This window comes from Pseudomonas lini (assembly GCF_001042905.1).
In the GTDB taxonomy this organism is placed as follows: Bacteria; Pseudomonadota; Gammaproteobacteria; order Pseudomonadales; family Pseudomonadaceae; genus Aquipseudomonas; species Aquipseudomonas lini.
The window spans coordinates 1-1096 of the sequence record NZ_JYLB01000025.1; the positions used below are offsets into that span (position 1 = coordinate 1).

The window sequence follows — 1096 nt, forward strand, 5'->3', positions numbered from 1 at the left end:
CCGGCGTTGAACAACGTCGTGTATTGCGCGGCTTGTTCAGGTTGTAAGCGAAGGGGCAAGGTGTAGAACAGTGGCCGGGTCAGCTCGGGGTGTTTCTCCAGATAATCGAGGAGGGCTTCGCTGGCGTGGTCGCTGCGGCAGATGTCCTTGAGGCAGGCGTATTCGGCGCTGAAGGCCTGACCCAGTTGTTTTGGCTCGTGCGCATCGTAATACCAGGCCGAACGGTGGTAACGCCCGGCGCACACCAGCATCGTGCGGTCGGCGGTGATGCGCTCGAGCAGGCGGTTCCAGCGGCTGAGGTCGTCGCGGTGCTGAAACAGCTCAGTGTCCATGGCCTCCCGGTCGATGAAATCGTTGACCCCGCGCTTTCCGCTCAGTACCGGGCCTTCGAGCACGTCCCGGATGCGCCGGTTGTTCTCCTGGCCGAGGTTGATCAGGGTTTGCAGGTGGCGGTCGACGAAGTCGGCGGGGGCGGCTTCGAAATGCTGGCGCGTGTAATAACGCCGGTCCGCTTCTGCAATGGCGCGGTTTTCGGCCGTGAAATCGGGGGCGAGGCTGTCGAACCTGCTGATCTCGCGCGCGTGGTCTATAGCTTTATCGCGCAACTGCTCCAATTCCGGCGTTGCCGGTACATTCGAAGGCTCGATGTTGCCACCCTTGTTCAGGGAGTCGAGCAAGGCATTGCGGGTGTGTTCCCGATCCGGTTCGGGCAATTGTTCCAGATCGGCGAACAACGCCTTAACGCGTGGATCGTCGCTGACGTCGGCCAGTTTATCGACATCCGTGGGGCTGAGCTGGCTCAAGGATTCGATGTAACAAGCCAGCAGGTAATCGCGTTCGTTGTTGTCGGCATTGCTCCAGTCGTCGACCCAGCCGACCACGGTGTCCTGATACTCGGCCAGATCGCGCAGCACACCGAGGTCGTCCTGCACCACGAGGAACAGCGTGTCGTCCTGATAGGCCGGGCGCACCCGCCCGAGAAACTCGCCAATGTGCGCCTCGCGAAAGCGCCGAGGCTGTTCCCACAGATACGGTTCACGTTCGTGCGCGGGGGCATCGCTGACGTGCACCGTCGGCAATAGAACGGCGTCCGGCG

1 pseudogene is annotated in these 1096 nt (G+C 62.0%); it reads right to left on the bottom strand.

The features are described from left to right. Positions 1-1096: pseudogene (locus TU81_RS29070) on the bottom strand (toxin VasX); the annotation flags it as partial.